The organism is Streptomyces sp. NPDC051576 (assembly GCF_040681835.1).
In the GTDB taxonomy this organism is placed as follows: Bacteria; Actinomycetota; Actinomycetes; order Streptomycetales; family Streptomycetaceae; genus Streptomyces.
In genome coordinates this window covers 99,812-126,535 of record NZ_JBFAZO010000010.1, presented here as the reverse complement: position 1 = coordinate 126,535, position 26,724 = coordinate 99,812, and the positions used below count along the sequence as shown (strand labels likewise).

At 70.0% G+C, this 26,724-nt stretch carries 20 protein-coding genes, 1 tRNA gene and 1 pseudogene; 11 read left to right on the top strand and 11 right to left on the bottom strand.

Annotation, left to right across the window (positions count from 1 at the left end; genetic code table 11):
- Window positions 1-401: 401 nt before the first annotated feature.
- The 8 genes from AB0M63_RS30155 to AB0M63_RS30120 all read left to right on the top strand — a co-directional run bounded on the left by AB0M63_RS30155 (window position 402) and on the right by AB0M63_RS30120 (window position 9,842).
- Window positions 402-2,681 carry an FdhF/YdeP family oxidoreductase gene (locus AB0M63_RS30155; RefSeq protein WP_366021653.1) on the top strand — a complete coding sequence of 760 codons (2,280 nt, stop codon included), beginning with the start codon at window positions 402-404 and terminating at the stop codon, window positions 2,679-2,681.
- A gap of 54 nt (window positions 2,682-2,735) precedes the next feature.
- Window positions 2,736-3,224 (top strand): hotdog fold thioesterase, encoded by a 489-nt coding sequence (locus AB0M63_RS30150; protein ID WP_355912371.1) that lies wholly within the window; start codon window positions 2,736-2,738, stop codon window positions 3,222-3,224.
- Window positions 3,225-3,309: 85 nt separating this feature from the next.
- Window positions 3,310-3,975, top strand: coding sequence for a hypothetical protein (locus tag AB0M63_RS30145; protein ID WP_366021652.1), 666 nt, complete (start codon window positions 3,310-3,312; stop codon window positions 3,973-3,975).
- A gap of 225 nt (window positions 3,976-4,200) precedes the next feature.
- Window positions 4,201-5,418, top strand: coding sequence for a branched-chain amino acid ABC transporter substrate-binding protein (locus AB0M63_RS30140; protein ID WP_355912684.1), 1,218 nt, complete (start codon window positions 4,201-4,203; stop codon window positions 5,416-5,418).
- 131 nt (window positions 5,419-5,549) lie between these two features.
- A complete protein-coding gene (locus tag AB0M63_RS30135; RefSeq protein ID WP_355912376.1) occupies window positions 5,550-6,479 on the top strand; it encodes a branched-chain amino acid ABC transporter permease in 930 nt (309 codons plus the stop codon).
- Between the two features lie 4 nt (window positions 6,480-6,483).
- Complete coding sequence (locus AB0M63_RS30130) at window positions 6,484-8,292, top strand: branched-chain amino acid ABC transporter permease (RefSeq protein WP_355912379.1); 1,809 nt, start codon at window positions 6,484-6,486, stop codon at window positions 8,290-8,292.
- Between the two features lie 6 nt (window positions 8,293-8,298).
- Entirely contained in the window at window positions 8,299-9,129 is an 831-nt protein-coding gene (locus tag AB0M63_RS30125; RefSeq protein ID WP_355912382.1) for an ABC transporter ATP-binding protein, read from the top strand.
- Window positions 9,126-9,842, top strand: coding sequence for an ABC transporter ATP-binding protein (locus AB0M63_RS30120; RefSeq protein ID WP_355912385.1), 717 nt, complete (start codon window positions 9,126-9,128; stop codon window positions 9,840-9,842). Before AB0M63_RS30125 ends, AB0M63_RS30120 begins: the two co-directional genes overlap by 4 nt.
- A gap of 86 nt (window positions 9,843-9,928) precedes the next feature.
- On the opposite strand, the gene AB0M63_RS30115 is transcribed toward AB0M63_RS30120, so the two are convergent.
- Window positions 9,929-10,585, bottom strand: a complete 657-nt coding sequence (locus AB0M63_RS30115; RefSeq protein WP_355912388.1) for a response regulator — start codon at window positions 10,583-10,585, stop codon at window positions 9,929-9,931.
- Window positions 10,586-10,684: 99 nt separating this feature from the next.
- Here AB0M63_RS30115 and AB0M63_RS30110 point away from each other — a divergent pair.
- Together AB0M63_RS30110 and AB0M63_RS30105 are read left to right on the top strand one after the other, a co-directional pair.
- Window positions 10,685-10,767 (top strand) — tRNA-Leu (locus tag AB0M63_RS30110).
- 81 nt (window positions 10,768-10,848) lie between these two features.
- Window positions 10,849-11,629: pseudogene (locus AB0M63_RS30105) on the top strand (helix-turn-helix domain-containing protein).
- 10 nt (window positions 11,630-11,639) lie between these two features.
- Here AB0M63_RS30105 and pyk read toward each other — a convergent pair.
- Complete coding sequence (gene pyk / locus AB0M63_RS30100; protein ID WP_366021651.1) at window positions 11,640-13,076, bottom strand: pyruvate kinase; 1,437 nt, start codon at window positions 13,074-13,076, stop codon at window positions 11,640-11,642.
- A gap of 145 nt (window positions 13,077-13,221) precedes the next feature.
- Window positions 13,222-13,941: an SIMPL domain-containing protein gene (locus tag AB0M63_RS30095; RefSeq protein ID WP_366021650.1), complete on the bottom strand. Its 720-nt coding sequence runs from the start codon at window positions 13,939-13,941 to the stop codon at window positions 13,222-13,224.
- Between the two features lie 127 nt (window positions 13,942-14,068).
- Between AB0M63_RS30095 and AB0M63_RS30090 the strand changes: the two genes are divergently transcribed.
- Complete coding sequence (locus AB0M63_RS30090) at window positions 14,069-15,871, top strand: 5'-nucleotidase C-terminal domain-containing protein (protein ID WP_366021649.1); 1,803 nt, start codon at window positions 14,069-14,071, stop codon at window positions 15,869-15,871.
- Window positions 15,872-15,889: 18 nt separating this feature from the next.
- Here AB0M63_RS30090 and AB0M63_RS30085 read toward each other — a convergent pair whose 3' ends face one another.
- The 8 genes from AB0M63_RS30085 to AB0M63_RS30050 form a co-directional block, all read right to left on the bottom strand.
- Window positions 15,890-17,338, bottom strand: coding sequence for a SidA/IucD/PvdA family monooxygenase (locus AB0M63_RS30085; RefSeq protein ID WP_366021648.1), 1,449 nt, complete (start codon window positions 17,336-17,338; stop codon window positions 15,890-15,892).
- Window positions 17,335-18,702: a pyridoxal-dependent decarboxylase gene (locus AB0M63_RS30080; RefSeq protein WP_366021647.1), complete on the bottom strand. Its 1,368-nt coding sequence runs from the start codon at window positions 18,700-18,702 to the stop codon at window positions 17,335-17,337. The genes AB0M63_RS30085 and AB0M63_RS30080 overlap by 4 nt, the downstream gene beginning before the upstream one ends.
- A gap of 267 nt (window positions 18,703-18,969) precedes the next feature.
- Window positions 18,970-21,549: an aminopeptidase N gene (pepN, locus tag AB0M63_RS30075; RefSeq protein ID WP_366021646.1), complete on the bottom strand. Its 2,580-nt coding sequence runs from the start codon at window positions 21,547-21,549 to the stop codon at window positions 18,970-18,972.
- 56 nt (window positions 21,550-21,605) lie between these two features.
- Window positions 21,606-22,136: a response regulator gene (locus AB0M63_RS30070; protein WP_355912412.1), complete on the bottom strand. Its 531-nt coding sequence runs from the start codon at window positions 22,134-22,136 to the stop codon at window positions 21,606-21,608.
- Between the two features lie 155 nt (window positions 22,137-22,291).
- On the bottom strand, window positions 22,292-22,642 hold the full coding sequence (locus tag AB0M63_RS30065) for a chorismate mutase (RefSeq protein WP_355912415.1): 351 nt from the start codon (window positions 22,640-22,642) through the stop codon (window positions 22,292-22,294).
- A gap of 96 nt (window positions 22,643-22,738) precedes the next feature.
- The gene (locus AB0M63_RS30060) at window positions 22,739-24,028 is read right to left on the bottom strand and encodes a VWA-like domain-containing protein (RefSeq protein WP_355912418.1); all 1,290 of its coding nucleotides are present in this window, start codon (window positions 24,026-24,028) and stop codon (window positions 22,739-22,741) included.
- Window positions 24,025-25,269 (bottom strand): AAA family ATPase, encoded by a 1,245-nt coding sequence (locus AB0M63_RS30055; protein ID WP_355912421.1) that lies wholly within the window; start codon window positions 25,267-25,269, stop codon window positions 24,025-24,027. Before AB0M63_RS30055 ends, AB0M63_RS30060 begins: the two co-directional genes overlap by 4 nt.
- 59 nt (window positions 25,270-25,328) lie before the next feature.
- Window positions 25,329-26,696 (bottom strand): hypothetical protein, encoded by a 1,368-nt coding sequence (locus tag AB0M63_RS30050; RefSeq protein ID WP_366021645.1) that lies wholly within the window; start codon window positions 26,694-26,696, stop codon window positions 25,329-25,331.
- Between the last annotated feature and the right edge of the window lie 28 nt (window positions 26,697-26,724).

Here is a 26,724-nt window from a genome sequence, read left to right as displayed (position 1 = left end):
CCCGGAGGCCACTGCCGGAGCCAAACCACCCCTGATCGCCTCAGCGCCCGGAAGGCCACGGTCCCCGCGCCGGAAGGCCGACGTGGCGACGGCGGAGGCGGTGAGCCCGGTCGCCGTCGCGGCAACGGCCGCAGAAGGAAACGACGGCCGCCCAGACGGTCACGATCCCCGCGCCGGAAGCCGGCGTCGCGGCAGCCGACGCGGGCGGATTCGGCCCGGCCCGCCGTGGCAAAGAACGGTCCGACCGAGCGACCCCGCCCATCACGGCGACGCGGACGACTTCTCCCCGCCCCCTCGCAGCAGCACCCCCATCGAACCAACCGAACCGATCTCCGCGTTGTCACCCCCGCGTGCGAGGATCGTAGACATAGCTCACAGGTGCCAGCGAAGGAGAGGCCGCGATGGCCACGAAGCCGCCCAAGGGTGATCCGGTCCAGGACTCGCCGCAGGTCACCGAGCCGAAGCACGCTGCCGCCGGCCTCCCGGCGATCGGGCACACGCTGCGGATCGCTCAGCAGCAGATGGGTGTGAAGCGCACCGCGCTGACGCTGCTGCGGGTCAATCAGAAGGACGGGTTCGACTGCCCGGGCTGCGCCTGGCCGGAGCCGGATCACCGGCACGCGGCGGAGTTCTGTGAGAACGGGGCGAAGGCGGTCGCCGAGGAGGCCACCCTGCGCCGGGTCACCCCGGCGTTCTTCGCGGCCCATCCGGTGGCCGATCTCGCGACGCGCAGCGGGTACTGGCTGGGACAGCAGGGGCGGCTGACGCATCCCATGTATCTCCCCGAAGGGGGCGAGCGGTACGAACCGGTCACCTGGGAGCGCGCGTTCGACATCGTCGCCGAGGAGCTCGCCGCCCTCGGCTCCCCCGACGAGGCCCTCTTCTACACCTCGGGCCGGACCAGCAACGAGGCCGCGTTCCTGTACCAGTTGTTCGCGCGGGAGCTGGGCACCAACAACCTGCCGGACTGCTCGAACATGTGCCACGAGTCGTCGGGTTCCGCACTGAACGAGACGATCGGCATCGGCAAGGGCAGCGTCCTCCTGGAGGACCTCTACCAGGCCGACCTGATCATCGTCGCCGGGCAGAACCCGGGCACCAACCACCCCCGGATGCTCTCCGCCCTGGAGAAGGCCAAGGCCAACGGCGCGAAGATCATCAGCGTCAACCCGCTCCCCGAGGCGGGCCTGGAGAAGTTCAAGAACCCCCAGACCCCGCAGGGCATGCTCAAGGGCGCCGCCCTCACCGATCTGTTCCTGCAGATCCGCATCGGCGGCGACCAGGCCCTTTTCCGTCTGCTCAACAAGCTCATCCTGGAGACGGAGGGTGCCGTCGACCAGACCTTCGTCGACGAGCACACCCATGGGTACGAGGAGTTCGCCGCCGCCGCGCGCGCGGCCGACTGGGACGAGACGCTCCTTGCGACCGGGCTGACCCGCCCGGAGATCGAGAAGGCCCTCGCGATGGTGCTCGCCTCGGAGCGCACCATCGTGTGCTGGGCGATGGGCCTCACCCAGCACAAGCACGCCGTCCCGACCATCCGCGAGGTCGTCAACTTCCTTCTGCTGCGCGGCAACATCGGCCGCCCCGGCGCGGGCGTGTGCCCGGTGCGCGGCCACAGCAACGTGCAGGGCGACCGCACCATGGGCATCTTCGAGCGCCCGGCGCCCGCCTTCCTGGACGCCCTGGAGAAGGAGTTCGGCTTCGCCCCGCCGCGCGAGCACGGCTACGACGTGGTCGCCGCGATCCGCGCGCTGCGCGACGGCGACGCGAAGGTGTTCTTCGCGATGGGCGGCAACTTCGTGTCCGCCTCCCCCGACACCGAGGTCACCGAGGCCGCCATGCGGCGCGCCAGGCTCACCGTGCACGTGTCGACGAAGCTCAACCGCTCGCACGCGGTCACGGGCGCGCGTGCCCTGATCCTGCCCACCCTGGGCCGCACGGAGCGCGATCTCCAGGGCGGCGGCGAGCAGGTTGTGACCGTCGAGGACTCCATGGGCATGGTGCACGCCTCGCACGGCCGCCTGGAGCCCGCGAGCACCCACCTGCTGTCCGAGCCGGCCATCGTGTGCCGCCTCGCCCGCCGGGTCCTCGGCGAGGAATCCCGCACGCCCTGGGAGGAGTTCGAGAAGGACTACGCGACGATCCGCGACCGCATCGCGCGCGTGGTCCCCGGTTTCGAGGACTTCAACGCGCGTGTCGCGCACCCGGGCGGCTTCGCCCTGCCGCACGCCCCGCGCGACGAGCGCCGTTTCCCGACCGCCACCGGCAAGGCCAACTTCACCGCCGCGCCGATCGAGTACCCCGAACTGCCGGAGGGGCGGCTGCTGTTGCAGACGCTGCGCTCGCACGACCAGTACAACACCACCATCTACGGCCTCGACGACCGCTACCGGGGCATCAAGAACGGCCGCCGGGTCGTACTGGTGCACCCGGAGGACGCCCGCAGGCTCGGCGTGGCCGACGGGTCGTACGTCGACCTGGTCGGTGAGTGGAAGGACGGTGTGGAGCGGCGGGCGCCCGGTTTCCGGGTCGTGCACTATCCGACCGCGCGGGGGTGCGCCGCCGCCTACTACCCCGAGACCAACGTCCTGGTCCCGCTGGACGCCACCGCGGACACCAGCAACACCCCGGCCAGCAAGTCCGTCGTCGTACGTCTGGAACAATCGGCCACCGACTGAGCGTTTGCTCAGCCGTCAGGTCCACCCAGGCGTACGACGAACGGAGCAGGCCCCATGGGCGAGCAGCAGCAAGGGAAGTTCCCGCAGGACGTCATCGACGAGTACACGGCTCTGGGCATCGACCTGATGGCCCTGTTCTCGGCGGGGTACCTCGGTACCCGGATGGGCGTGGAGATCGTGACGGCGTCCGCCGAGCGCGTCGTCGGCACCATGCCGGTCGAGGGGAACACCCAGCCCTACGGACTGCTGCACGGCGGCGCGTCCGCCGTACTGGCCGAGACCCTGGGTTCGCTCGGGTCCATGCTGCACGGCGGCAGCTCGAAGATCGCCGTCGGCGTCGACCTGAACTGCACCCACCACCGCGGCGCCCGCTCCGGCCTGGTGACCGGCGTGGCCACCCCCGTGCACCGGGGCCGGTCGACGGCGACGTACGAGATCGTGATCAGTGACGAGGACGGGCGGCGCGTCTGCACCGCGCGGCTGACCTGTCTGCTGCGGGACGTGAAGCCCGGCGACGGAATCCCCGCGGCCGTCGCGAGCTGAAATCGGCCGATCCCGGGCGGCGGCCGCACCCCCGCCTTCCCCACCCCCGTCCGCTCCCCTACCGTTTTCCCATGAGGCTGTCGGCATGAGCGGTATCGGGCCCGTCGAATCCGTCGACTCCCCCGAGGCGGACGGGAGTTACGAAGTCATCGGCGGCGACCGGCCCCGCCTGACGGACCGTTGGCACACCCTGTCGCCGCGCACCCGCAAGGCCGCGCTCGCGGCGGCCACGGCCGCCGCCGTGGCCGCCGGAGCCGTCCTCCTGCCGACCGCCCACGGGCACAGCGTCCCGGCCCCGGTCGTGCCCTGGCCGGCGAACGTCACCGAATGGCGCTACACCGGACTCGCGCAGACCACCGACTCCCCCACCACAACCGGTTTCTTCCGCTTCGCGGTGACCGTGGACAGCGGGCCCCCCGTCGCCATCCGCGTCATCGGCGCGGCCTTCGACGGACTCGACGCCCAGGCCGTACCCGAACCGTCCTTCACCGTCCGCACCGGCGTGACCCACCGCGTCACCGTGCAGATATCGGTTTCCGACTGTTCGGGACTGCCCCTGAATGCGGACCTCGCCTTTCTGGACGTAACGCTGCGTAACACGCGCGCAATACAACACCACAGTTTCATCTTCGGCAGCGCCTACTCCAAGGACCTTTCCCGGCTCCTCCACAGGGCCTGTGGCACGACAAACGCCAGGCCAGGCCCACGGCCAAGCGGAAGTGCAGGTTCTCAAAATGTGGACCTCGGCTGAATTCCGCCAAACCGGCCGAGACCCACCCTCCATGAAGCCCGCCAACCGACACGTCATAACAAGAAAGTCACAAGCCAGCTCACGACGATGCCCATGCCCACAGACCGGGCTTAGAGTCACGGCCAGTCACCGCTCCATCGGGAGTTGGGTACCAGCGCAGCACCTTGCCGCTCCAAACGGGGGCGACTGTGCCTGCGGAAAGGACTGATTGTGCGACAGCGTTCTTTGGTGATACTGACCTCCGTTCTCACGACCGGAGCTCTGACCCTCACCGCGTGCGGCTCCCGGGACAGCGGCAGCAACAGCGACAGCGGGTCGACCACCCTGACCATCGGTGTCGACGCCCCGCTGTCCGGTGAGAACTCCACCACCGGTCTCGGCATCCAGTACGGCGTCCAGATCGCCGTCGACGACGCCAACAAGAACAACTGGGTCCCCGGCGTCAAGTTCAAGGTCAAGGCCCTGGACGACAAGGCCCAGCCCGCCACCGGCCAGTCCAACGCCACCTCCTTCACCGGTGACACCAACGTCGTCGGCGCCGTCGGCCCGCTGAACTCCGGCGTCGCCCAGTCGATGCAGCAGGTGTTCTCCTCGGCCGACATGGTCGAGATCTCGCCGTCGAACACAGACCCCTCCCTGACCCAGGGCAAGAACTGGCGGACCAGCAAGACGCGGCCGTACAAGACGTACTTCCGCACCGCCACCACCGACGCCCTCCAGGGTTCCTTCGCCGCCGACTACGCGTACAACGGCCTCAAGAAGAAGAAGGTCTTCGTAGTCGACGACAAGCAGACCTACGGCGCCGGCCTGGCCGGGATCTTCAACAGCGCCTTCAAGAAGCTCGGCGGCTCCGTCGCGGGCACCGACCACGTCAACACCGGCGACACGGACTTCAGCTCCCTCGTCACCAAGATCAAGAACTCCGGCGCCGACCTGCTCTACTACGGTGGCCAGTACGACGAGTCGGAGAAGATCACCAAGCAGCTCAAGGGCGCCGGCGTCAACATCCCGCTGTTCGGCGGTGACGGCATGTTCGCCAGCACCTACATCCAGACCGCCGGCAAGGCCGCCGAAGGCGACCTCGCCACCTCCGTCGGCGTCCCCGCCGACACCCTGCCCGCCGCCAAGCAGTTCATCGCGACCTACAAGGCCAAGGGCTACAAGGGTGACTACGGCGCCTACGGTGCCTACGCCTACGACGCCGCCACCGCCATCATCAAGGCCGTGAAGGCCGTCAAGGACGGCAACAGCGACAAGCTGCCCTCCGGCAACGACCTCCGCTCCAAGGTCGTCGCCGCCGTACAGAAGTCCAACTTCGAAGGCATCTCCGGCAAGGTCTCCTTCGACCAGTACGGCGACACCGAGAACAAGCAGCTCACCGTCTACCAGGTCGAGAACGGCGCCTGGAAGGCCGTGAAGACCGGCACCTTCAACGGCAGCTGATCTTCAGCTCCAGCACCACCGCACCACGGGCCGCGCGGAAGGAGGATCCCGACCGCGCGGCCCGTTGTCACACCCCCACCCCCAGGCACGCGATCTGTGCACACGACCCCAGCGACAATGGAGGCCACGCGGTGAACACCCTGCCGCAGCAGCTGGCCAACGGGCTGCTCCTAGGCTCGATGTACGGGCTGATCGCCATCGGCTACACGATGGTGTACGGCATCGTCCAGCTCATCAACTTCGCGCACGGCGAGATCTTCATGACCGGGGCCTTCGGCGCCCTCACGGTCTACGCCTACATCCTGCCCGACGGCACCTCGATGGTGGTCGCCGTACCACTCATGCTGATCGGCGGCGGAATCGTCTCCGTCCTCGTCGCGGTAGGGGCCGAACGATTCGCCTACCGCCCCCTGCGGCAAGCACCACGACTGGCCCCCCTCATCACCGCCATCGGCCTCTCCCTGTCCCTCCAGGAACTCGTCCGGAACTTCTACCCGGGCGCCGACAAGGCCCGCTCCTTCCCCAGCCTCGACGCCAACTACGACATCGGCTCCGTGACCATCTCCGACGCCGACATCTTCCTGGTCGTCGCCGCCATCGTGTGCATGTCCGGCCTCGCCTGGTTCGTCCGCAAGAGCCGCACCGGCCGCGCCATGCAGGCCACCGCGCAGGACCCGGACACCGCCCAGCTCATGGGCATCGACACCAACCGCATCATCGTCGTCGCGTTCGCCATCGGCGGCTTCTTCGCCGCCGTGGCAGCCGTCTCCTACGGCCTCAAGTACGGCAACATCGACTACCGCATGGGCTTCCTGATGGGCCTCAAGGCCTTCACCGCGGCCGTCATGGGCGGCATCGGCAACATCTACGGCGCCATGCTCGGCGGCGTCGTCCTCGGCGTGGCCGAGACCCTCGCCTCCGCCTACATCAGCCACATCCCCGGCATGCAGCAGCTCGGCGGCTCCAGCTGGGCCAACGTCTGGGCCTTCTGTCTCCTCATCCTCGTACTGCTGTTCAGGCCACAAGGCCTGCTCGGCGAACGCGTCGCGGACAGGGCGTGATCACATGACCGAGACGACCAAAACCCCGGACACCCCGCCCACCGACGCCACACCGGCACCGGCGACACAGCGGGGCATCATCCCGCTGCCCCTCGGGGCCGCCCGCGCCCTGCTCCTGGTCGGCGGCATCGCCACCACTGCCTCCACGTTCCTGCGCTGGACCTGGACCTCCGACTTCCCCGGCGACCTCACCGTGAACGGCTACCCCGGCGGCCTCCAGGTCCTCAGCCTCGTGGCCGGCCTCATCACCGCGGTCTTCGCCCTCTCCACCTACGGCATCCGAGGACTCGGCTGGCTGCTGCCCGCCCGCAACAACGCACCCCTCGTCCTGACCGCCCTCGGCGGCTTCGCCGTCACCTGGTACACGGTCATCTCGATCGCCGCCGAACTCGGCGGCATCGTCAACTGGGAGCCCGGCACCTACATCGCCGCCGTCGCCTCCCTGCTCCCCGTCATCGGCGCCCTCGCCCTCCCGCAGGCCGCCACCGACACCACCAAGGAAGCGCTCAAGGCGTCCATCGCCAAGCCCGAGCGCATCCCGGCCCCCCAGGCCACCGCACCCTGGATACAGCGACTGGTCATCACGATCGTCGCCGCCCTCGCCCTCACCGTCTTCGCCTACGGCATCGACGCCGAGGACGAACTCTTCGTCGGCTTCCTCATCGTCGTCGTCTTCACCGCCTGGGCGCTGCAGACCGCCGGTCTCTTCGACCGGTTCAGCCACCTCACCGCGAACAACCGCAGCTTCGCCCTCGCCATGGGCTTCGTCGCCGCGATCGCCTTCCCCTTCACCCAGACCAACGACCACTACGCCAACCTCGGCGTCAACATCCTGATCTTCGGCACCGTCGCCCTCGGCCTCAACATCGTCGTCGGCCTCGCCGGACTCCTCGACCTCGGCTACGTCGCCTTCCTCGGCGTCGGCGCCTACACGGCCGCCCTGGTCTCCGGCTCCGAGTTCTCCAAGTTCTCCGGCGTCCAGTTCCCGTTCTGGGCCGCCGCCCTCACCGGCGCCGCCGCCAGCCTGGTCTTCGGCGTCCTCATCGGCGCCCCCACCCTGCGCCTGCGCGGCGACTACCTCGCCATCGTGACCCTCGGCTTCGGAGAGATCTTCCGCATCGCCGTCAACAACATGGACGGCGTCTCCGGCCCCGACATCACCAACGGCCCCAACGGCATCCCGTCCATCCCCGACCTGTCGTTCTTCGGCTTCAACTTCGGTGACAGCCACGACATCGGCAGCTTCACGATCGGCCGGTTCGCCAACTACTACCTGCTCATGGTCCTGATCATGGCGCTCGTGGTCACGATCTACCGCCGCGCCTCCGACTCCCGCATCGGCCGCTCCTGGATCGCCATCCGCGAGGACGAGACCGCCGCCACCGCCATGGGCATCAACGGCTTCCGCGTCAAGCTCATCGCCTTCGCCCTCGGCGCCACCCTCGCCGGCCTCGCGGGCACGGTCAGCGCGCACGTCACCTACAGCGTCGTGCCCAACCCGTACCAGTTCGCCGGAGCGGCCCCGCCCAACTCCGCGTTCCTGCTCGCCGCCGTAGTCCTCGGCGGCATGGGCACCGTCTCCGGACCCTTCCTCGGCGCGGCCCTGCTCTACCTGCTCCCGGAGAAGCTCGTCGCCCTCCAGGACAAGTCACTCCTCGCCTTCGGCATCGCGCTCATCCTCCTGATGCGCTTCCGCCCCGAAGGCATCATCCCCAACCGCCGACGCCAGCTCGAATTCCACGAGACCGGCCAACTCGACGTACCGGACACCACGACCCTGACCGAACCCGCCATCACCAAGGCAGGGGCGTAGAGAGCCATGACGACACCTGTACTCGAAGCCCGTGACGTCACCATGCGCTTCGGCGGCCTCACCGCCGTCCGCTCCGTCGACTTCACCGTCAACGCCGGCGAGATCGTAGGCCTCATCGGCCCCAACGGCGCCGGCAAGACCACCTTCTTCAACTGCCTCACCGGCCTCTACGTCCCCACCGAGGGCACCGTCTCCTACCAGGGCACGGTGCTCCCGCCCAAGCCCCACCTGGTGACCAAGGCCGGCATCGCCCGCACCTTCCAGAACATCCGCCTGTTCGCCAACATGACGGTCCTGGAAAACGTCCTCGTCGGCCGCCACACCCGCACCAAGGAGGGCCTCTGGTCCGCCCTCCTGCGCGGCCCCGGCTTCAAGAAGGCCGAAAAGGCGAGCGAGGAACGCGCCATGGAACTCCTGGAGTTCATCGGCCTCGCCCACAAGCGCGACCACCTGGCACGCAACCTCCCCTACGGCGAGCAGCGCAAGCTGGAGATCGCGCGGGCGCTTGCCTCCGAACCCGGCCTCCTCCTCCTGGACGAGCCGACGGCCGGCATGAACCCCCAAGAGACGCGGGCGACCGAGGAGTTGGTCTTCGCCATCCGCGACAAGGGCATCGCCGTCCTCGTCATCGAGCACGACATGCGCTTCATCTTCAACCTCTGCGACCGCGTCGCCGTCCTAGTCCAGGGCGAGAAGCTCGTCGAAGGCACCTCCGACGTCGTCCAGGCCGACGAACGCGTCGTAGCCGCCTACCTGGGCGAACCGTTCGAGGCCGACTCCACGGCAGCACCGACGGACGCGGAGAGCACGACCAGCACCAAGGGAGAAGCCCAGTGACCGCACTACTGGAGGTCGAGGACCTCAGGGTCGCCTACGGCAAGATCGAAGCCGTCAAGGGCATCTCCTTCAGCGTGGAGGCCGGCCAGGTCGTCACCCTCATCGGCACCAACGGCGCCGGCAAGACGACGACCCTCCGCACCCTCTCCGGCCTCCTCCAGCCCGCCTCGGGGAAGATCACCTTCGACGGCAAGCCGCTGAAGAACGTCCCCGCCCACAAGATCGTCGCCCTCGGACTGGCCCACTCCCCCGAAGGCCGGCACATCTTCCCCCGCCTCACCATCGCCGAGAACCTCCAACTCGGCGCCTTCCTCCGCAAGGACAAGGAAGGCATCGAGAAGGACATCCAGCGCGCCTACGACCTCTTCCCGATCCTCGGCGAACGTCAGAAGCAGGCCGCGGGAACCCTCTCCGGCGGTGAGCAGCAGATGCTGGCGATGGGCCGCGCCCTGATGTCCCAGCCGAAACTTCTGATGCTCGACGAGCCCTCCATGGGCCTCTCGCCGATCATGATGCAGAAGATCATGGCGACGATCGTCGAACTGAAGGCGTCGGGCACGACGATCCTCCTGGTCGAACAGAACGCCCAGGCGGCCCTCTCCCTCGCCGACCAGGGCCACGTCATGGAGGTCGGCAACATCGTCCTCTCCGGCACCGGCGAGGACCTCCTGCACGACGAGTCGGTACGCAAGGCGTACCTGGGCGAGGACTGAGCCCCTGCCCCTCTCCTACGACGAGGCCCGCGCCCCCAGCTTCGGGGGTGCGGGCCTCGTCGTAGGTACAGGTACCGTCGCGGGTGTCAGCCCTTCCCGGACTTCTTCTCGTCGGCGTCCTGGATGACCGCCTCGGCGACCTGCTGCATGGACATCCGACGGTCCATGGACGTCTTCTGGATCCAGCGGAACGCGGCGGGCTCGCTCAGGCCGTACTCCGTCTGCAGAATCGACTTCGCCCGGTCGACCAGCTTGCGGGTCTCCAGCCGCAGCGTGAGGTCGGCGACCTCCTGCTCCAACTGCTTCAACTCCGTGAAGCGCGAGACGGCCATCTCGATCGCGGGCACGACGTCACTCTTGCTGAACGGCTTCACCAGGTACGCCATCGCACCGGCGTCCCTGGCCCGCTCGACGAGGTCGCGCTGCGAGAAGGCGGTGAGCATCAGTACGGGTGCGATGGACTCCTCGGCGATCTTCTCGGCGGCGGAGATCCCGTCCAGCTTGGGCATCTTCACGTCGAGGATCACGAGGTCGGGCTTGTGCTCACGAGCCAGCTCGACGGCCTCCTCACCGTCACCGGCCTCACCGACGACGGTGTACCCCTCCTCCTCCAGCATCTCTTTGAGATCGAGCCGGATCAGGGCCTCGTCCTCGGCGATGACGACACGGGTCGTCAGCGGAGGCACGTGCGACTTGTCGTCGTCGGGCGCGTCCACGGGCTGGGGCGACTCGGGGGCGGTCACGGGGGGCTCCTTGTTCAGGGCACGGGGGTAGTGCTGGGCAAGAGCCTACCTAGCTGCGACTCCGCACGGGGAACCGGTACACTCCTCTGGGGTTGGCCAGCCGGGTTGGCGGAATGGCAGACGCTGATGTCTCAAACACATCTGTCCGAAAGGACGTGCGGGTTCGACTCCCGCACCCGGCACCTCTGAAGCGGAGGATCACGTTCGCGTGATCCTCCGCTTTTTGCTGTGTCCGATATCGATCACTCACGCAGAGTGTTCGCATGGACTTTCACGGGACTGAGGTTCGACACAAGGCGCTGACCCTGCTCCGCAACGGCGCGCGGAACGCCGATGTGGCTCGCCGTGCCGCTCGGCACGGTCGGTTACTGGAAGCACGTGGACCGCGCTAAACGCGGCGAGTGCCCAGGGAAACACGACGCGAAGTGTCCACGCTGCGACGGACGCGACCTCGACCACGCGGCATACAGCTATGTACTCGGTCTCTATCTCGGAGACGGCCACATCAGTCAGTACTCGGCGCACCGCGTACCCAGCCTCATGATCGCGTGCGACGAGTCATGGCCCGGGCTCATGGACGACTGCGAAGAAGCCGTGCGCGCCGTCTTTCCCGACAACTCCGTGTGCCGAGTCCGGCGGGTTGGCTGCCGCAATGTGAAGGTCTACTCGAAGCACCTGCACTGCCTGTTCCCTCAACACGGCCCCGGGAAGAAGCACGAACGTCCTATTGCCCTCGCCCCCTGGCAACAGGACATCATCGACGCCCACCCCTGGGAATTCATCCGGGGCCTGATCCACTCCGACGGCTGCCGGATCACCAACTGGACGACCCGCATGGTCGCCGGTGAGCGCAAGCGCTACGAATACCCGCGGTACTTCTTCGCCAACAAGTCGGACGACATCCGGAAGCTCTTCACCGACGCCCTCGACAAAGTCGGCGTCGAGTGGACAACCCTCGCCCGTGGCAGCGACCCCTTCAACGTATCCGTCGCCCGCCGCGCCTCAGTCGCCCTCATGGACACCCACATAGGCCCCAAATACTGACCCCCCGCCCCTACTTGGGACTGTCGTCCTCGCCGATGTGGTGGACCCGGACCAGATTCGTCGAGCCGGCGACACCGGGCGGGGAACCCGCCGTGATGACGACGATGTCGCCCTTTTCGCAGCGGCCGTACTTCAGGAGGAGTTCGTCGACCTGGTCGACCATCGCGTCGGTGGAGTCGACGTGGGGGCCGAGGAAGGTCTCCACGCCCCAGGTGAGGGTGAGTTGGGCCCTGGTGGCCGGGTCGGGGGTGAAGGCCATCAGGGGGATGGGGGACCTGTAGCGGGAGAGGCGGCGGACCGTGTCGCCGGACTGGGTGAAGGCGACCAGGAACTTCGCGCCGAGGAAGTCGCCCATCTCCGCCGCCGCGCGGGCGACCGCGCCGCCCTGGGTGCGGGGCTTGTTGCGTTCGGTCAGGGGCGGGAGGCCCTTGGCGAGGATGTCCTCCTCGGCCGCCTCGACGATCTTCGCCATCGTGCGGACCGTCTCGATGGGGTACTTGCCCACGCTGGTCTCGCCGGAGAGCATCACCGCGTCCGTGCCGTCGATCACGGCGTTGGCCACGTCCGAGGCCTCCGCGCGCGTGGGGCGGGAGTTCTCGATCATCGAGTCGAGCATCTGGGTGGCGACGATGACCGGCTTGGCGTTGCGCTTGGCGAGTTTGATCGCGCGCTTCTGGACGATCGGGACCTGCTCCAGGGGCATTTCGACGCCGAGGTCACCGCGGGCCACCATGATGCCGTCGAACGCGGCGACGATGTCGTCGATGGCGTCGACCGCTTGGGGCTTCTCCACCTTGGCGATGACGGGGAGGCGGTGGCCTTCCTCGTCCATGATGCGGTGGACGTCGTCGATGTCCTTGCCGCTGCGGACGAAGGAGAGGGCGATGACGTCGAAGCCGGAGCGCAGCGCCCAGCGGAGGTCGTCCTCGTCCTTGTCGGAGAGGGCGGGGACCGAGACGGCGACGCCGGGGAGGTTGAGGCCCTTGTGGTCGGAGACGATGCCGCCTTCGACGACCTTGGTGTGGACGCGGGGGCCGTCGACGGCGGTGACTTCGAGGCAGACCTTGCCGTCGTCGACGAGGACGCGCTCGCCGGGGGTGACGTCGGCGGCGAGGCCGGTGTAGGTCGTTCCGCAGGACTGGCGGTCGCCTTCGGCGCCTTCCTCGACGGTGATGGTGAAGGTGTCTCCGCGTTCAAGGAGTACGGGTCCTTCGGTGAAGCGGCCGAGTCGAATCTTCGGACCTTGAAGGTCGGCGAGCATTCCGACGCTTCGGCCGGTCTCTTCGGAGGCCTTTCGCACGCGCTGGTAGCGCTCCTCGTGTTCGGCGTGGGTGCCGTGGCTGAGGTTGAAGCGGGCTACGTCCATTCCGGCTTCGACCAGGGCTTTGATCTGGTCGTACGAGTCGGTGGCGGGGCCCAACGTACAGACGATTTTTGCTCGGCGCATGATGCGAGCCTAGGGCTTACCGGCCGGTAGGGAATTCGCCGTGCATGACTACTCAACAACCTTTGGGTGAAGGGTTATTGACAAGGCTTGAATGTGCGACCGGGTGCTCCAATGAGCGTTCGAACGGTCGAATTACGGGCTCCGTTCACAGGCTCGGCGGTGCCATCGTGAAGCGCGCGTTGACCTGGGCGTACACGTGTTGCCGTTGGGGTTCGAGGTCGAGGGGTGCGGCGGCGGTGTCCTCGGCGGCGGCTCCGGCGAGGGACATGGAGCGCATACGGGTGGGGGGTGCGCCGTAGGGCTGGGCGTTCTCGGCGCCGATGTCGGCGAGTTCGACGAGGGCGGCGAGGGTGGTGCCGAGTGCTTCGGCGTATTCGCGGGCGCGTTGGACGGCTTCGCGTACGGCTTGCTGGCGGGCCTGGCGGTGGACGGGTGAGTCGGGGCGCAGGGCCCACCAGGGGCCGTCGACGCGGGTGAGTTCGAGGTCGGCGAGGCGGGTGGTGAGTTCGCCGAGGGCGGTGAAGTCGGCGAGTTCTGCGGTGATGTTGACCCTGCCGTGGTAGCGGCGGATGCGTTCGCCCCGGCCGTGTTCGGCGAGTTCGGGGGTGATGGCGAAGCCGCCGGTCTCCAGGCGTTCGACGGCTTCGCCGTAGCTCTTGACCAGGTCGAGGACGGTGGTGTTGCGGCGGGTGAGGTCGTCGAGGGCGGCGCGGCGGTCGCGGCCGCGGGCGGCGACGGTGATGCCGATGCGGGCGATCTCGGGGTCGACTTCGAGGCGGGCTTCGCCGCGGACGGCGATGCGGGGGGCGTCGGGTGTGCCGTAGGGGACGGCGGGTTGGGGGTCGTCCGGGGTGGGGGTGGTCATACGTCCCACTCTGTCAGGTGTGCCGTCTGCCGGTCATCAGATCGAAACCTGAGGAGTCTGTCGCCTGCGGTAAGAAGCGAGTAAGAATCTACGCGCGTTGTTGACCGTTCCCTGAGGAGAACCAGACATGCCCTTGAACCGCCGGAAGTTCCTGAAGAAGTCCGCCGCGACGGGCGCGGGTGTCGCCCTGGCCGGTGCGGCCGCGGCTCCGGCGGCGCAGGCCGCGGAGAAGAAGCCCGGCAGGCACGGCAAGCGGTACTCCCTCACCGTCATGGGCACGACCGACCTGCACGGTCATGTCTTCAACTGGGACTACTTCAAGGACGCCGAGTACACGGACGCCAAGGGCAACGCCATGGGTCTGGCGCGGGTTTCGACCCTGGTGAACCAGATCCGCGCGGAGAAGGGCCGGCGGAACACGCTGCTGCTGGACGCGGGCGACACGATCCAGGGCACCCCGCTGACGTACTACTTCGCGAAGGTGGATCCGATCACCGCCAAGGGCGGGCCGGTGCATCCGATGGCGCAGGCGATGAACGCGATCGGGTACGACGCGGCGGCGCTGGGCAACCACGAGTTCAACTACGGCATCGAGACGCTGCGGAAGTTCGAGGACCAGTGCCGTTTCCCGCTGTTGGGGGCGAACGCGCTGGACGCGAAGACGCTGAAGCCGGCGTTCCCTCCGTACTTCATCAAGAAGTTCCGGGTGCCGGGCGCGCCGCCGGTGAAGGTGGCGGTGCTGGGGCTGACGAACCCGGGGATCGCGATCTGGGACAAGGCGTATGTGCAGGGGAAGTTGACGTTCCCGGGTCTTGAGGAGCAGGCGGCGAAGTGGGTGCCGAAGCTTCGGTCGATGGGGGCGGACGTCGTCGTGGTGTCGGCGCATTCGGGGTCGTCGGGGACGTCGTCGTACGGTGATCAGCTCCCGTATGTGGAGAACTCGGCGGCGCTGGTCGCGCAGCAGGTGCCGGGGATCGACGCGATCCTCGTCGGGCACGCGCATGCGGAGATCCCGGAGTTGAAGGTCGTGAACGCGGCGACGGGGAAGACCGTCGTGCTGTCCGAACCGCTGTGCTACGCCGAGCGGTTGAGCGTGTTCGACTTCGAGTTGGTCTTCGAGAAGGGGCGTTGGACGGTCGAGTCGGTGGCGGCCTCGCTGCGGGACGCGAAGACGGTCGCGGACGATCCGAAGATCACCAGGCTGCTGAAGGACGAGCACGCTCTGGTCGTGGAGTACGTCAACCAGGTGGTCGGTACGGCGACTTCGACGCTCACGACCGTCGACGCGCGGTACAAGGACGCCCCGATCATCGACCTGATCACCAAGGTCCAGGAGGACGTGGTGAAGGCGGCGCTGGCGGGGACGGCGTACGCCTCGCTGCCGGTGATCGCGCAGGCGTCGCCGTTCTCGCGGACCTCTCAGATCCCGGCGGGCGAGGTGACGATCCGGGATCTGTCGGGTCTGTACGTGTACGACAACACGCTGGTCGCGAAGGTGCTGACGGGTGCTCAGGTGCGGGCGTATCTGGAGTACTCGGCGGAGTACTTCGTGCAGACGGCGGCGGACGTGGCCGTCGATCCGGAGAAGCTGACGAACGCGAACGGCCGTCCTGACTACAACTACGACTATGTGTCGGGGTTCTCGTACGAGATCGACATCGCGCAGGCGGCCGGTTCGCGGATCAAGAACCTCACCTACGGCGGTGCGGCGCTGGACGACGCGCAGCAGTTCGTGCTGGCGGTGAACAACTACCGGGCGAACGGCGGTGGTGCGTTCCCGCATGTGGCGTCGGCGACCGAGGTGTGGTCGGAGTCGACGGAGATCCGTACGCGGATCGCGGAGTGGGTGACCGCGAAGGGTGTGCTGGATCCGGCGGACTTCGCCTCGGTGGACTGGAAGTTGACGCGGAACGGGACGCCGGTGTTCTAGGGCTGCCCCTTCATTTTCTTAGCGTCCCTCGACGAGTGGTGTGAGGGTGCGGGCCTCGCGGGCCGGCGGGATCTGGGCCTGCGGGTCGAGGCCGAAGGTCGTGAACGCCGTTCGGCCCGGCAGTGGGTAAGGCTCCTTGCCGGTCACGGAGTTGAGGATGGTGGCGCTGCGCCAGGCGGCGAGACCGAGGTCCGGGGCGCCGACTCCATGGGTGTGGAGTTCGGCGTTCTGGACGTAGACCTGGCAGCCGGAGTCGGTGACGGAGGGGTCGAGGACGAGTCTGAACTGCTCGTCGACACAGGGGCGTTGGGCGCTGTCGCGGCGGAGGTAGGGGTCGAGTCCGGCGAGGATGCGGTCGAGGGGGCGTTCGCGGTAGCCGGTGGCGAGGACGACGGCGTCGGTGGTGAGGCGGGAGCGGGTGTTCTGCTGGATGTGTTCCAGGTGGAGTTCGACCTTGGTGGTCGCGATGCGGCCGGCGGTGCGGACGCGGACGCCGGGGGTGAGGACGGCGTCGGGCCAACCGCCGTGCAGCGTACGGCGGTAGAGCTCGTCGTGGATGGCGGCGATGGTGTCGGCGTCGATGCCCTTGTGGAGTTGCCACTGTGCGGTGACGAGGCGGTCGCGGACGGGTTCGGCGAGGGCGTGGAAGTAGCGGGCGTAGTCGGGGGTGAAGTGCTCCAGACCGAGCTTGGAGTACTCCATGGGGGCGAAGGCCTCGCTGCGGCCGATCCAGTGGAGCTTCTCGTGTCCTGCGGGCCGGTTGCGGAGCAGGTCGAGGAAGACTTCGGCGCCGGTCTGTCCGGAGCCGATGACGGTGATGTGCTCGGCGGCGAGGAAGTGCTCGCGGTGGGCGAGGTAGTCGGCGGCGTGGACGACGGGGACGCCGGGGGCTTCGACGAGGGGCTTGAGCGGGTCGGGGACGTAGGGGGCGGTGCCGATGCCGAGGACGATGTTCTTGGTGTAGCTCCGGCCGAGGGCTTCGGCTTCGCCGTCGCTGTCGAGCTGGGTGAAGTCGACCTCGAAGACGTCGCGTTCGGGGTTGAAGCGGACGGCGTCGACCTGGTGGCCGAAGTGGAGGCCGGGGAGGTTGTCCGCGACCCAGCGGCAGTAGGCGTCGTATTCGGCGCGCTGGATGTGGAAGCGCTCGGCGAAGTAGAAGGGGAAGAGGCGGTCGCGGGCCCTCAGATAGTTGAGGAAGGACCAGGGGCTGGCGGGGTCGGCGAGGGTCACCAGGTCGGCGAGGAAGGGGACTTGGACGGTGGCGCCGTCGATGAGCAGGCCGGCGTGCCAGTCGAAGCCGGGGCGCTGTTCGTAGAACGCGGTGTCGAGTTGGGTGAGGGGGTGGGCGAGGGCGGCGAGGGAGAGGTTGAACGGTCCGATGCCGATGCCGACCAGGTCGCGGGGTGGATCGGGTTCGTGGCGTGGGGGGTTGGGGGTCCGGGGGTGACCCGTCGGGGGGTGGTTCATCGGGGGGTGTGTCCTTCCACCAGTTTCAGGAGGGCGGCCAGGTCGTCGGGCCGGGTGTGGGGGTTGAGGAGGGTGGCCTTGAGCCAGAGCCGTCCGTCGGGCGCGGCCCGGCCGAGGACGGCCCGGCCGTCGGTGAGGAGTTGTCGGCGTACGGCGGCCACGGCGTCGTCGGTGGCTTCGGCCGGCCGGAACAGGACGGTGCTGATGACGGGTCGGCCGTAGAGCTCGAAGCCGGGGTGGTTGTGGACGAGGGCGGCGAACTCCCGTGCGCGGGCGCAGACTTGGTCGACGAGGGTGCCGAGGCCGGTGCGGCCGAGGGTTTTGAGGGTGACGGCGATCTTGAGGACGTCGGGGCGTCTGGTGGTGCGCGTCGAGCGGCCGAGGAGGTCGGGGAGGCCGGCTTCGGTGTCGTCGTCGGCGTTGAGGTAGTCGGCGCGCTGGGTGAGGGCGGCGAGGTCGCGGGGGTGCCGTACGGCGAGGAGGCCTGCGGCGGCGGGCTGCCAGCCGAGTTTGTGCAGGTCGAGGGTGACGGTGTGGGCGCGGTCGAGGCCGGCGAGTCGATCGCGGTGCCGGTCGCTGAAGACGAGGCCTCCGCCGTAGGCGGCGTCGATGTGGAGGCGGGCGCCGTGGGCGGCGCACAGGCCGGCGATCTCGGGGAGCGGGTCGATGAGGCCGGCGTCGGTGGTGCCGGCGGTGGCGGCGACCAGGACGGAGCCGCGGGCGCGGGGCAGTGCGGTGAGGGCCCTGTCGAGGGCGGCGGGGTCGAGGGTGCCGGCCGGGGTGGGGACGACGACGGGGTCGGGCAGGCCGAGGAGCCAGGCGGCGCGGGGCAGGGAGTGGTGGGCGTTGCCTCCGCACACCAACTGCACGGCGGAGCTGTGGGCTTCGCGGGCGAGCAGCAGGGCGAGTTGGTTGGCTTCGGTGCCGCCGGTGGTGACGAGGGCGTCGGCGAGGCCGATCTCGTGGGCGAGGGTGCGGGTGACGAGGGCTTCGAGGGCGGAGGCGGCGGGGGCCTGGTCCCAGGAGTCCAGCGACGGGTTGAGGACGCTGACGGCGAGATCGGCGGCGGCGCTGACGGCGAGCGGCGGGCAGTGCAGGTGTGCTGCGCAGAGCGGGTCGGCGGGGTCGGCGGCGCCTTCCGCGAGCGCGTGCACGAGGGTGCGCAGGGCGTCCGGGTCGCCTTCGTCCGGGAGTACGTCCCCCACGATGTCCGCGACGCGTGCGGCGACGGCGTCCGGGCCGCCGGCCGGCAGCGGTCCGCCGCGGGCCCGGCGGCCGGTGTCGAGCGCGGTGAGGACGGTGTCGAGCAACGGCCGCAGGGCGTCGGGGCCTTCGGGTCCTGAGGCGAGGGGCACGTGGCTCATGGGCTGTCCTCCGGGGCGCGGGGCGGGGAGGGTTCCAGCTTGGACCTGGTTGGGTCGACGCGCCCGGGAGAACAACGATCAGAACCCGAAAGGGGGTACGGGGGCCTGCGGCGCTTTGGCGGTTGTTCGGTGCGGGGTGTTGGTGCTCGGGTATCTGGGGGCTGCCGCCCCCAGATACCCCGCTTCGGCCCTTAAGGGGCCTCGTCCTCAAACGCCGGACGGGCTGGATTGTGCCGGCCTGCGTTGGAAGGGCGAAGCCCCTTGGACTCAGGCGCCTGCCTCGCGGACCCGCAACGCCCTTGCCAAGTCGTCCAGTTCGTCGATCAGTTTGCGGCGTAGGGCCGGGCTGGGGTCGGCGTCGCGGAGGCATTCCTCGCCGAGGTGGAGGGTTTCGGCGTCTACGGCGTGGGTGGGGAAGGCCCAGCGGCCTACGGCGGTGGCGATGGCGGGGCCGCGGCGGGCGGCTACGGCCACGGCGTCCTTGTAGAAGCGGGGCACGTATTCCCGTACCAGATCGGCCTGTTCGGGTTGCCAGAAGCCCTGGGCCGTCGCGGTGAACAGGTAGTTGGAGAGGTTGTCCGTGGTGAACATCGCTTCCCAGGCGGTGCGCTTGGCCTCGGGGTCGGGGAGGGCGGCGCGGCAGCGGGCGGCGCCTTCCTGGCCGGTGGCGGAGGGGTCGCGCTCCAACTCGGCGGCGATGGCGGTCTCGTCGGTGGCTCCGAGGACGGCCAGGCGGCCCAGGACGCGCCAGCGCAGCTCGGGGTCGAGCTCCGGGCCGCCGGGGACGGTGCCTTCGGTGAGCCAGGCGGCGATGGTCTCGGGGTGGGCGGCGACGTCGATGAAGTGGCGTACGGCGATGAGGCGCAGGCCGGGGTTGGAGCCGTCCTCGGTGCGGCGGATGAGGTCGCGGCACAGGGCGGTGAGGGTGGCGAGGGCGACCGGGCGGGCCTCGGGGGTGAGGTAGCGGTCGGTGACCTGGGCGGAGGCGAAGGCGAGGACGCCCTGGACGAGGGCGAGGTCCGTCTCGTGCGGGAGGTGGGCGCGGGCTGCGTCCAGGTAGGCGGAGGCGGGGAGTTCGGCGTCGCGGACGGCGTCGCGCAGGGCGTTCCAGACGACGGCGCGGGTGAGGGGGTCGGGCAGGCCGGAGAGGCTGGTGCGGACCGTTTCGAGGGACTCGGCGTCGAAGCGGATCTTGGCGTAGGTGAAGTCGCCGTCGTTGAGCAGGACCAGGGCGGGGCGTGGGCCGCCGATGCTCATGAGCTTGCCGCCCTCGCGGGCGAGGTCCACCTCGAAGCGGTCGCGCGGGATCAGGCGGCTCGCGTCGTGGAGGTCGTGGTCGTAGAGGCCGATGGTGATGCGGTGCGGGCGGACGGCCGGGGGTGATTCGAGGGTGGTGAGATGGGTGAGCCCGGCGTGGTTCTGGGTGGGGTCGGGCTTGGACCAGACTCCGCGGCTTCCCTCGTGCTGGATGCTGAAGCGCCAGTGGCCGTCGTCCGCGCCGACTTCGGGCGTGAGGGTGTCCACCCCCGTCGTCCGCAGCCACGAGTCCGCCCAGGCGTGGACGTCGCGTTCGGTGCCCGAGGCGAGGGAGTCGATGAAGTCGGCGAGGGTGGCGTTGGCGAACTTGTGGCGGGCGAAGTGGGTGTTGATGCCGGCGAGGAAGTCCTTCTCGCCGAGCCAGGCCACCAACTGCCGCAGTGCGGAGGCGCCCTTGGCGTAGGAGATGCCGTCGAAGTTGAGGAGGGCGGAGGCGGTGTCGTCGACGTTCTCGGGGGCCACGGGGTGGGTGGAGGGGCGCTGGTCGGCGTCGTAGCCCCAGGCCTTGCGGACGACGCCGAAGTCGGTCCAGGTGTCGGTGAAGCGGGTGGCTTCGGTGAGGGTCTGGTAGCCCATGTACTCGGCGAAGGACTCGTTCAGCCAGATGTCGTCCCACCACTGGAGGGTGACGAGGTCGCCGAACCACATGTGGGCCATCTCGTGGGCGATGACCATGCCGCGGGTCTGGCGCTCGGTGTCGGTGACGGCGGAGCGGTAGATGAACTCGTCGCGGAAGGTGACGAGTCCGGGGTTCTCCATGGCGCCCGCGTTGAACTCGGGGACGAAGGCCTGGTCGTAGGAGTCGAAGGGGTAGGGCTCCTCGAACTTCTCGTGGTAGCGGTCGTAGCACTGGCGGGTGATGTCGAGGATTTCCTCGGCGTCCGCGTCGAGGTGGGGGGCCAGGGAGCGGCGGCAGTGGATGCCGAAGGGCAGGCCGCGGTGTTCGGTGCGGACCGAGTGCCAGGGGCCGGCGGCGACGGCGACCAGGTAGGTGGAGATGAGGGGGGTGGGGGCGGCCTGCCAGTGGCCTTCACCGAGGTGTTCGGTGATGCCGTTGGCGAGGACGGTCCAGCCTTCGGGGGCCTTCACGGAGAGGTCGAAGACGGCCTTGAGGTCGGGCTGGTCGAAGGCGGCGAAGACGCGCTGGACGTCCTCCATGAAGAGCTGGGTGTAGAGGTAGGTCTCGCCGTCGGTGGGGTCGGTGAAGCGGTGCATGCCCTCGCCGGTGCGGGAGTAGCGCATGCTCGCGTCGACGCGCAGTTCGTGCTCGCCGGCGGTGAGGCCGGGCAGCGGCAGCCGGTTCTCGACGAGCTGTTCCGGGTCGAGGGGGTGGCCGTCGAGGGTGACGGAGCGCAGCTCGGCGGGCTTCACTTCGACGAAGGTGTCCGCGTCGGCACGAGCGGTGAACCGGATGACGGTGCGGGAGTCGAAGGTGTCTTCGCCCGTCGTCAGATCGAGTTCGATCGTGTAGCGGTGGACGTCGAGGAGCCTGGCACGGGTCTGCGCTTCGTCGCGCGTCAGTACGGACATGCAGGACATGCTGCCTGATGGCGCTGACAGCGCACAGGGGAGGTCCCGTACGCGGCTTATGTCCGCTCGGTGGCGGGGGCGGGGTTCTGCGCGTCGCGCTGGAGGGGCACGCGCGCGTCCGGGTGGGGCAGGGCCCGGCGGGGTTCGGGCGGATCCTTGAGGAGGGCGCGCAGTTCGCGGACCTCCTGTTCGAGGGCCTGGTGGCGCTGGTGCGCGTCGTAGAGGTAGCGGACCTTGGTGCGCAGGGTCCAGGGGTCGACGGGTTTGGTGACGAGGTCGGCGACGCCGAGGGCGAAGGCGGCGGCGGTCAGTTCGGGGTCGAGGCCGAAGCCGGTGAGGAGGAGGACGGGGATGTGCTGGGTCTGTTCGAGGCGGCGCAGATAGCGGACGACGTCGAGGCCGCTGACGCCGGGCATGCGGACGTCGAGCAGGAGGAGCCCGACCTGGCCGCGGAGCACCTGCTTGAGCGCCTCGTCGCCGCTGGTGGCACGGGCGAGCAGATAGCCCAGCGGGGCCAGGGCGCTCTCCAGCGCGTACAACGTGTCCTCATGGTCGTCGACGATGAGGATCTTGGCATCCGACGGCATGGCCCGACGTCCCTCCCGGCGTGGGACAACCAGCTTATGACGCAGGCGCTGACGGGGTGTGCCCGTCGGCTGACGAGGAGTGCACAAGCAAGTGCACAGCGCAGCATCGCCCCGAACCCACCCCGCTGTCACGCCCAATTGCCGGAGTGACGGGGTCAGTTCGCCGTGGGTGAACCGCCGTTCACGGTGTCCTCCGCGATGCGCTCGTGGTGCCTGATCACCTCGGCGATGATGAAGTTGAGGAACTTCTCCGCGAACGCCGGGTCGAGCTTGGCGTTTTCGGCCAGCGCCCGCAGCCGCTCGATCTGGCGGGCCTCGCGGGCCGGATCGGCGGGCGGCAGTTGGTGGGCGGCCTTGAGGAAACCGACCTGCTGGGTGGCCTTGAAGCGTTCGGCGAGCATGTGGACGACGGCCGCGTCGATGTTGTCGATGCTGTCGCGCAGCCGGGCGAGTTCCTCGCGCACGGCGGGGTCGACGTCACCGGTTCCGTTGGTGCTGGTGGTCATGGGCGACCACCCTACGTGGCGTACGGCCACTCGATCATCTCGCGTCCGAGAGGGTTGCCGCGGGCCGCTTCGGCTCGACGTAGCCGCGCCGAGCGGTCACCGGGAGACGGGGGCCGACCCGATCTCGACCACCCGCGCCCAGTCGGGCGGTGTGTCCGGCACGTAGTCGGGGTTGCGCTCGTCGTAGTACCCGCCCCCGTACCCGCGCGGAAACAGGCCCACCACCGTCCGGCACGGCGGGCGTGACTCCGGCCAGGGGGTCTGGCCGTCGGTGAGGACGACGACGGCGTCGGGGCGGGGGTGGGTGCGCAGTGCCTTGGCGAAGCCGGTGCGCAGGTCCGTGCCGCCACCGCCCAGCAGCTCGATCCCCTCGGCGCGGCACAGCGGTTGTGCGACCTGGGCCGCCGCGTCGCACGGCACCACGGTGACCAGGTCGCGGCGGCCACCGACGGCCCGGGAGATCGCGGCGACTTCGAGCAGCGCGCTGCCCAACTCGGCGTCGCTGACCGACCCGGAGGTGTCGATGACCACGCAGACCCGGGGCGGCCGGCGGCGCAGGCTGGGCAGCACCACCCCGGGCAGCCCGGCCGAGCGGCGCGCGGGCCTGCCGTAGGTGTAGTCCTCGCCGGCGCCGGGACCGGAGACCGCCGAGCGGATCGCCGCGCCCAGCAACTCCCGCCAGGGCTGCGGCGGATGGAACGCCTCCTCCGCCCATCGCCGCCAGCCGCTGGGGGCGCTGCCGGGGCGGCCGGTGATGCCCTGGGCCACCCGGAAGCGGACCGCGTCGCGCTGCTGCTCGCTGAGCCCGTGCGCGCCGTCCGGTCCCAGGTCCCAGCCCCGGTCGAGGCCGTCGGCGCCACTGCCGCAGTCCAGCCAGGCCAGGTCCTTGGTACGCGAGCCCAGTTGGAACCAGCGCAGGTAGTCCTCCATCAGGTTCCCCACGGGCAGTCCGAGCAGCCCCGGCTGGACGGCTCCTTCGGGGGTGACCAGGCCCTCGCCGTACACGTCGTCGTTGATCTCGAAGTCGGCGGCGATGTTCATCCGCAACCGCTCCCCCGCGCCGGTCAGTTCGCGCTCCCGGGCGACCCGGTCACTGCGCCCGTGGTGGTCGCGCAGCAGGTGCGAGACCTCGTGGACCCACACCCCGGCCAGGTCCTCGACCGACATGCGGTCCACGAAGCCCGGCGAGACGTAGCAGCGCCAGTGGCGGTCGACGGCCATCGTCGGTACCTGCCGCGACTCGACCGGGTGCAGGGCGAACAGGGCGGTGGCGAGGTAGGGGCGGACCCGGGCGGCGTAGAGGCGGGCGGCGAAGAGCTTCTCGAAGTCGAGATCGAGGGAGGAGGCGGGGGCGGGGGCGGGGCCAGTCGCCGGGTCCGCGGTCATCGGCGGCTGCCCTTCGCGGCTACCGCGGCTCGGTCCGCGCGCTGCGACAGGGTGACCACTCCGGCGAGCCGCTCGATGGACTCGGGGACGGCCCAGTCCTCCCGGCGCAGCGAGGCGAGGGTGGTCGCGGGGACGACGACCAGGTCGGGGGCTCCGGTCTCCAGCGCCCGGACCAGGAGCGCCCAGGCCGCGTCCCAGCGCGCCCGGTCGGGACGGTTGCGGACCGCGGCCACCACCGCGTCGAGCACGGCCTGGCGCAGATCTCCGCGCTCGGGCAGCTCACCGGCGGTCGGATCGGCGAGGAACGTCTCGGGGTCGGGAAGGTCCATCCGGTCCACATGGGCCAGCAGTTCCAGCCCCGGACCGTCCCCCACCGCTCCTCTGACCAGCAGGGACAGCACTTCCCGGGAGGAGCCGGCCGCGGTCGCGAACGCGATCAGGCCCAGGGCCGTCTCCCAGCTCCGGGGCGACGGCCAGGCACCGCCCCGCCTGGTCTCGCTGCCGGGCAGTTGGTGGACGAGCTTGGGCCGGCCGGTGAGCAGCCCGCACACCGCGCGGCGCGCGAAGTCCACGGCCCCCGGCAGCGCCTCCGGGTCGAGACGCGGCAGGGTCGCCCGGGGCCAGGTGCCGCCGAGGCCGCGTACGACGACCTCGTGGTCGTGGGTCCACTGGAGGTGCACGAACCGGTTGGCCAGCGGCGGGCTCAGCTCCCAGCCGTCGGCCGCCGAGGACCGCGGGTTGGCGGCGGCCACGATCCGCACCCCCGGCGGCAGCCGCAGCGCACCGATCCGCCGCTCCAGCACCAGCCGCAGCAGCGCGGCCTGCACGGCGGGCGGCGCGGTCGACAACTCGTCCAGGAACAGCAGCCCCCGGCCCGCCCGCACCAGCCGTACGGCCCAGTCCGGCGGGGCCATCGGGACGCCCTGCTCGGCGGGATCGTCGCCGACGACGGGCAGCCCGGAGAAGTCGGACGGTTCGTGGACGCTGGCGATCACCGTGGTCAGCGGCAGGTCCAGGGCCGCGGCGAGCTGGGTCAGGGCCGCCGTCTTGCCGATGCCCGGCTCGCCCCACAGCAGCACGGGGAGGTCGGCGGCGACGGCCAGGGTCAGGGCCTCCAGTTGGATGTCGGGGCGGGGTTCGGTGGTGGTGTCACGCAGGAGGGTCAACAGGTCGCCCGCGATGTCGAGTTGGGGCGTCTCGGAGGGGGCGTCGGCAGCGGCGTACAGGGTGCGTGTGGGCATGTGTGGTCACCTTTGGGGTTGGGGTGGGCTGGGGCGTGCTCGGGCGAAGGCCCGTACGGTCAGCGGTGGCGGTGGTTCCGGGGATGCTCAAGTCCCGGGTAGGCGCGGCCGGTTCGGGGTGCGGGGTCGGCCAGGCCCGCCCGGAACAGTCCGTACGCGAGCCGCCGCTGTGCCGCCGCTTCGAGTTCGTCCCGCAACGCGCCGCCGCGCAGCATCGCGTCGGGACCGAGCAGTCCCTCTACGACGGCCAGCGCGCCGGCGGTGTCACCGTGGATGAGGCGTTCGCGGACGCCGGTGAGGCAGTCCGGGCGGCGGTGGGCCTCGTCGATGGCCTGGAGGCAGGGCAGCGGAGTGCCGGTCAGCGCGACCAGCAGTTCCTCGCGCCGGAGTTCGGCCGGATCGTGGTCCAGGGGTGCGAGGACTCCGTCGACCAGTCCGATCCGGTGCCGGGCGCCCCGGCAGTCGACCAGGTGCGGTTGGCCTGGTGCCCGGTCCGGGGTCCGTGCGGAACCGTCCGGCCGGGGGCGGTCGGGGGTCAGTGCGGCGGCGACCAGGGGATGCAGTCGGCCGGGCTCGATCGCGCCGGTGCGGAGCAGTTCGAGGTCGGGCGGTACCCAGGTCGCCGCGTCGGGCAGGACCGGCAGGGCGGCGGTGCTGCCGTCCGTCGGTTCGGGTGCGATCCGGAGGGTGTCCGCGCCCGGGTCCAGGGTCAGCGCGAACCGGTGCCGGGCCCCGAACCGCATGGTGACGGTGCCGTCCGTCCGCCCCTCGGCGCGGAGCAGGATCGCCACCTCGTCCGCCCACCGGTCGACGGCGCAGTGGCGTGCCTCCGGCACCGTCTCCAGCAGATCCGGAACCCTCGGCGGACCGTCGGTGGACGGCCGGTCTGCCCCGGACCGGGCCCGCAGTTCACCGCTCCGGTCCGCGTCCCACAGGTGCCGATGCAGGTCGAGGCGGAAGCGTCGGCTCGGCCGGGGATGCGGATGCCGGCGGTCGGCGGCCTCGCGGCGGGTGCCGTCCCACAGCGCGAGGCTGATCCGCTGACCGCCGTCCGCCCAGGCCGGTGGCGTCCGGGCCACCAGGTGCGGCGGACGTGGGCCGTCGTCCCCGTAGCGGGCCAGGGTGAGGGTCAGTCCCGGGCGCAGCAGTCCGTCGGGGGCGACCCTCGGCAGATGCCAGCGCAGCAGGTCGGGGGCAAGTCGGCGGAGGTCGGCGCGCAGCCGGGCCGCCAGCTCCCGGCCGTGGGCGCGGGTCACGGACCGTAGATCGAGATCGAGGTCGACCCCCGCGGCGGCGCAGGCGCCCGCCCAGTCCCCGGCACGGCGGCGGGCCGTGGCGGTCTCGATCATGGAGGGCGGCACGGCGAACTCGCGCACGCGCGGCCAGAAGGAAGGTCGGGAACTCCCGCTCGCGGGGTGAAGGTGCATCAGCACTCACCTTGCGCGGACGGGACCC

Bases quoted from the DNA above. Each gene is read 5' to 3' on its own strand.
- AB0M63_RS30070 (WP_355912412.1), bottom strand. From the start codon at position 22,136: ATGCCGTCGGATGCCAAGATCCTCATCGTCGACGACCATGAGGACACG.
- AB0M63_RS30050 (WP_366021645.1), bottom strand. From the start codon at position 26,696: ATGCACCTTCACCCCGCGAGCGGGAGTTCCCGACCTTCCTTCTGGCCG.
- pyk (WP_366021651.1), bottom strand. From the start codon at position 13,076: ATGCGCCGAGCAAAAATCGTCTGTACGTTGGGCCCCGCCACCGACTCG.
- AB0M63_RS30125 (WP_355912382.1), top strand. From the start codon at position 8,299: ATGACGACACCTGTACTCGAAGCCCGTGACGTCACCATGCGCTTCGGC.
- AB0M63_RS30095 (WP_366021650.1), bottom strand. From the start codon at position 13,941: ATGACCACCCCCACCCCGGACGACCCCCAACCCGCCGTCCCCTACGGC.
- AB0M63_RS30060 (WP_355912418.1), bottom strand. From the start codon at position 24,028: ATGACCGCGGACCCGGCGACTGGCCCCGCCCCCGCCCCCGCCTCCTCC.
- AB0M63_RS30055 (WP_355912421.1), bottom strand. From the start codon at position 25,269: ATGCCCACACGCACCCTGTACGCCGCTGCCGACGCCCCCTCCGAGACG.
- AB0M63_RS30155 (WP_366021653.1), top strand. From the start codon at position 402: ATGGCCACGAAGCCGCCCAAGGGTGATCCGGTCCAGGACTCGCCGCAG.
- AB0M63_RS30150 (WP_355912371.1), top strand. From the start codon at position 2,736: ATGGGCGAGCAGCAGCAAGGGAAGTTCCCGCAGGACGTCATCGACGAG.
- AB0M63_RS30065 (WP_355912415.1), bottom strand. From the start codon at position 22,642: ATGACCACCAGCACCAACGGAACCGGTGACGTCGACCCCGCCGTGCGC.
- AB0M63_RS30085 (WP_366021648.1), bottom strand. From the start codon at position 17,338: ATGAACCACCCCCCGACGGGTCACCCCCGGACCCCCAACCCCCCACGC.
- AB0M63_RS30145 (WP_366021652.1), top strand. From the start codon at position 3,310: ATGAGCGGTATCGGGCCCGTCGAATCCGTCGACTCCCCCGAGGCGGAC.
- AB0M63_RS30080 (WP_366021647.1), bottom strand. From the start codon at position 18,702: ATGAGCCACGTGCCCCTCGCCTCAGGACCCGAAGGCCCCGACGCCCTG.
- pepN (WP_366021646.1), bottom strand. From the start codon at position 21,549: ATGTCCGTACTGACGCGCGACGAAGCGCAGACCCGTGCCAGGCTCCTC.
- AB0M63_RS30130 (WP_355912379.1), top strand. From the start codon at position 6,484: ATGACCGAGACGACCAAAACCCCGGACACCCCGCCCACCGACGCCACA.
- AB0M63_RS30090 (WP_366021649.1), top strand. From the start codon at position 14,069: ATGCCCTTGAACCGCCGGAAGTTCCTGAAGAAGTCCGCCGCGACGGGC.